Origin of the sequence: Symbiopectobacterium sp. (assembly GCF_051710365.1) — a bacterium.
Taxonomy (GTDB): Bacteria; Pseudomonadota; Gammaproteobacteria; order Enterobacterales; family Enterobacteriaceae; genus Symbiopectobacterium.
Genome location: NZ_JBPETA010000311.1, coordinates 1 through 2272, shown reverse-complemented (window position 1 = coordinate 2272; position 2272 = coordinate 1). Strand labels below are relative to the sequence as shown.

General features: G+C 50.0%; 2 protein-coding genes and 1 pseudogene. 1 reads left to right on the top strand and 2 read right to left on the bottom strand.

The features are described 5' to 3' along the window. A pseudogene (locus ACTBDZ_RS17160) lies at window positions 1–237 on the bottom strand (transposase); the annotation flags it as partial. A gap of 37 nt (window positions 238–274) precedes the next feature. Between ACTBDZ_RS17160 and ACTBDZ_RS17155 the strand changes: the two are divergent. Next, window positions 275–1447, top strand: coding sequence for a fimbrial protein (locus ACTBDZ_RS17155; protein WP_438816189.1), 1173 nt, complete (start codon window positions 275–277; stop codon window positions 1445–1447). A 45-nt stretch (window positions 1448–1492) separates the two neighbouring features. Here the strand turns inward: ACTBDZ_RS17155 and ACTBDZ_RS17150 are convergent, their stop codons facing one another. Then, window positions 1493–2155 (bottom strand): DNA/RNA non-specific endonuclease, encoded by a 663-nt coding sequence (locus ACTBDZ_RS17150; RefSeq protein WP_438816188.1) that lies wholly within the window; start codon window positions 2153–2155, stop codon window positions 1493–1495. Window positions 2156–2272: the final 117 nt, after the last annotated feature.

Genomic DNA, 2272 nt, shown 5'->3' with positions numbered 1-2272 from the left:
TACGCAGTTCCAGTGTGCCATCGCCCGTGGTAACGGTCTTTGTCGAATAGCCGTTGCGGGAGTTGGTCCCTGGTTTAGGCTGATTTTTATCGTAGCCCAGATGGTGGAACATTTCGGCGTTGAGAGCGCCTCAACGCTGATTTTCTTCATCAGGCGATCGAACTGGCTGAGATCTTCAGGGGTTTTGAGATTTTTGGCCAGTGCATTAGCCAGAGCCTGCAACTGTTTTTCGTCCATAAAGTAACCTGCAAAGTAACCTGCTTTTGATGTTGGATTGAACATATCAAAATCAGGCAATTACACAAATTTATGTACAGGCTCCGGCGTCCTGCTGGCGGTTGCCAGCAATAATAGTTGGGCGGCAGCATCTTGTCGCTTCGATAGCGGCTCAACCTCATCTTTACTTACGGTGCCACTCAGTCCGCCCATTATTTCAGCAGGTGCAGATATACCGATAGGGACCATTATTTATCAGGGGCGCTGGACAAATGCGCCGACAGTCAGTGTCCTTTGTGAATCCTCCGTCGCAGGGTTTCCTTACAACTGGGCGGTGGGGATTGAACAGGCACCACTCCCCCTTAGTGGGCTAAATTCTGGGCCCTTTGCTGGTGCCGTGTATCAGACCAATATCCCTGGCATTGGCGTTGCGATCTCACGCCAAAATAACAGTGCAGCTGCAACGCTTGGTGCCTTTGGCTATCGTAGCAACGATCTTACATTTGACGACACGGTCGGTATTGCCCTTTTTGGCTCCGCAACGCGGTATGTATCGTTAATTAAGATCGGCACACTTACGCCAGGGAGTTACTCTATTGCCGCGTCCAGTTTCCCTGTGGCGAGTGATAACATGGTCAGTTCCCCGGCCGGAGAGCCGATTCAGGGATTGCCACTCCAATTAAATCGCGTCACTTTTACCGGAAATCTGACGATATCGGCGCAAACCTGCACCACGCCGGACGTTAATGTTGCGATGGGCACCTATGATATCCAAGAACATTTCAGAGGTATTAATTCCACGACGCCGTGGATAGATGCATCGATTTCTCTGCTAAATTGCCCGATGTTTCATGGGTTTTATAATCAAACGAACACCACCACACTGATGGATTTCAATACCGGAAGTGCGGCTGCAACAGCATCCATCAATAACAGTATTGGTGTTCGATTGACGCCAACAACGGCAATAAAAGATGCTGCCAATGGGATCATGGACATCGACTCATTGCTACCCTGCGCGGCTTCGGGAGTTGGCATTCAGATCGGTTGGGGGTTGAATAATCAAACACCAACGCCGTTTAATTTCTCGTCAGAGCAAGCCATGACGTTACCGAAAGATGGCAGTCCGACGATCCGGGTTCCGTTATCCGCAGGCTATATCCAAACGGATACCGTTGCGACTGCCGGGAGAGCCGATGGTAAAGTAGTGTTTACCATTAACTATTACTAGTCGATGCTGTTCGGATGCATACCCAGCAGAAATGCAATACGACGACTATAAACATCCCATTGCTTTCGCTAACGTCCCTTTGCGGGATTTGAGTTTAGTGGCTACGCCCTCCGGTAAGGACGGCCAGATATTCAGATGCGGTTTGGTTTTGGCTTCTATCTCATTAATTGTGACCTGATAGTGACAAATATTGGCGGATCGGGGGGTATCCTGATCCATAATAAACGCAGCAAACTCGCCTGTTTCCGGACGGTTGCCGGCGAAGATAACCTTCCAGTAACCGCTTGGGATCTCGACGTCAGGGGCTGCTGGCAGCGTTGCTATCTTGCGCGTAAATAAAGGGCCAGTAACCACGTAAACGGGGGGCGAATCTGGGCGGCTTGCCAGCAAGCGTTCTTGCAATTCCAAACGGGCCCAAGGACTTTGGTTTAATGCTGACTTCTGTGGCGTGATATTCGACAAATAGTTGAGTGATTGCCAATCGGATGAGCCAGCAAGCCCCGCGAGCGGAGCCTGATGTCCGCGATCGATAGACAGTACAGCATTTGCACCGGTGTAGGCGGCTGGGGCAAGCGTGTCCGAGTCTGGTAGCACGGGGTCGCGCCTCCAGTTTCTGGTGCCGCCATTGGCAATACTGTTATGTGTGATTTTATAGGCTACCCAATTGGCGAACCGGGTATTGCGATTATTGTTTAATGTATCCGTCATTCCGCACCTGATTTTTCTTTTTTCGGGACTTGACGGTATTCTGAAGTTCTGAATTTATTACTGCTTTTTGCAGACCAATCAGCATGAGTACTCCCCACGTTACCATCCGTAACCTTA

Excerpts from the sequence above, each read along its gene's own strand:
- ACTBDZ_RS17150 (WP_438816188.1), bottom strand. The coding sequence starts at position 2,155 with ATGACGGATACATTAAACAATAATCGCAATACCCGGTTCGCCAATTGG.